This is a genomic window from Thiohalocapsa sp. (genome assembly GCF_019695415.1).
Taxonomy (GTDB): Bacteria; Pseudomonadota; Gammaproteobacteria; order Chromatiales; family Chromatiaceae; genus Thiohalocapsa.
Genome location: NZ_JAIFKJ010000603.1, coordinates 1 through 1,541 on the forward strand (window position 1 = coordinate 1; position 1,541 = coordinate 1,541).

At 64.9% G+C, this 1,541-nt stretch carries 3 protein-coding genes; all 3 read right to left on the bottom strand.

The window, feature by feature from the left end:
• Nucleotides 1–201: 201 nt before the first annotated feature.
• The 3 genes from I6U14_RS18345 to I6U14_RS16545 all read right to left on the bottom strand — a co-directional run bounded on the left by I6U14_RS18345 (nt 202) and on the right by I6U14_RS16545 (nt 1,422).
• Nucleotides 202–765, bottom strand: a complete 564-nt coding sequence (locus I6U14_RS18345) for a type II toxin-antitoxin system RelE/ParE family toxin (protein WP_367115684.1) — start codon at nt 763–765, stop codon at nt 202–204.
• 21 nt (nt 766–786) lie between these two features.
• Entirely contained in the window at nt 787–990 is a 204-nt protein-coding gene (locus tag I6U14_RS16540) for a type II toxin-antitoxin system Phd/YefM family antitoxin (RefSeq protein ID WP_296900712.1), read from the bottom strand.
• Nucleotides 991–1,137: 147 nt separating this feature from the next.
• Nucleotides 1,138–1,422: a hypothetical protein gene (locus tag I6U14_RS16545; RefSeq protein ID WP_296900714.1), complete on the bottom strand. Its 285-nt coding sequence runs from the start codon at nt 1,420–1,422 to the stop codon at nt 1,138–1,140.
• Nucleotides 1,423–1,541 lie beyond the last annotated feature (119 nt).

Consider the following 1,541-nt stretch of genomic DNA (forward strand, 5'->3'; position numbering starts at 1 on the left):
GGCTTTTGACTGCTAATACCACTTTAGTCACCTCGTACTTTGCGCACTTGTACTGGTCCGGCGATCCCCACCCAGAGGGGACCCCGGTATGGGAATATCTACTTTGCTGCCCCGTACAAATCTGCGAGCGCGCCGCCTAACATGTTGTTGGAGTCCGACGCGTGACCGCTCCTCCTGTCGCTGCCGCTGCAGTCGTCGCCGTCAAGCACAGGTCACCAGTGTCTCCCACTGCACATCGTTCACAAGCTGGTAAATTTGCGCGCGTGACATGTGAGACCCCAACCCTGCGCGGTTCCCGCACTGCCGAGCACCGCAGGCCGGTGCCGGACAGATGCCCGCTGAGAATCTCGACGGCCAGCGTTGCCAAGCCGAAAGGCACCAGGACGAACTGCAGGAACGACCCGGCCAGATCAGTTTGGTACAACCGCCGAACGGTCGTCTGTTCCGGATCCAACCGAAACCCATGATCGCCAGGTACAGCGGTCGACTGAGCGTCAAGCTCAATCCGTCCTGCGCAGCAACGTATTCAGCCAGCGCTCCGACTCGCGACCCGGACGCCGGGTCACCGTCGATTTCGTACAACACCCGATAGTCGCCAACGCGTACCCGATACACATCGCGCCCCGCCAGCTTCTTGGCCCCCGGGGATCGCGGCTCCTGCGCGAGTGCGCGAATTGCCTTCGCGATACGGTCCCGATCCCGCTTCTCGATACGCGCCAACGCCTTCTGAGCGCGGCGCTCGATGACAAGCTCCCAGCGCGCCATTGCCAACGCCCTTAGCCCCGCTCACTCCCCGGTATTCGACTCAATTTCGGCCATCGCCTGCTCGAAGGGAACCGGATCAGAGGGGTGGCGCTTCGCCTCGTCATAAGCGCGAATGTCTGCCAGTTCTTCCAGCGCAGCCTGGATACGCTCCCACTCTTGGAGTGGGACAAGGACCGCTGTGCGCTTGCCGGCCTCATCGATGACGTACTGCTCGTGTGTGGCCATAGGAATCTCCCGAGAAATGCCTGCCTGCGTGAGCTTTGCGTCGAAGGATACACCACGCCGTCCACCCAAGACCTTGCGCGACCGGGCGGCTCCGTGGTCGCCGCCGCGAACCGCCCACCGCGCCGAGGCACCGACGCAGCCGTCTGGTCAGGAGCAGGCGCAAGTCGCCTCCGTCCTCCGCAGCAGCGTATTCAGCCAGCGCTCCGACTCGCGCCCCGGCCGCCGATCGCCGGTGGTCCAGGTCTCCACGGGCTCCAGGCCCGGCACCTGCTCCAACAGGCCCGCCAGCGCCGGCTCATCCAGATCGGTGAAGCGCCGACCGTGGTGCTCGCGCTCGCCGTTGCCGTACTTGAAGGACGCATAGAGGATGCCGCTCGGCTTGAGCGCCGCGCGGAGTCGGCCCACCACGTCCGGCAGCTCCGCGGTCGGCACATGCAGCAGACTGGCGCAGGCTCAGATGCCGTCGAATGCGTCCCGCCAGGTGATGTCCTGGAAGGTAAGCGCTCCACCAACCCCACCTGCCCAGGCGGCCCCGGATCGGGCAGAGTTCC

Bases quoted from the DNA above. Each gene is read 5' to 3' on its own strand.
- I6U14_RS18345 (WP_367115684.1), bottom strand. From the start codon at position 765: ATGGCGCGCTGGGAGCTTGTCATCGAGCGCCGCGCTCAGAAGGCGTTG.
- I6U14_RS16540 (WP_296900712.1), bottom strand. From the start codon at position 990: ATGGCCACACACGAGCAGTACGTCATCGATGAGGCCGGCAAGCGCACA.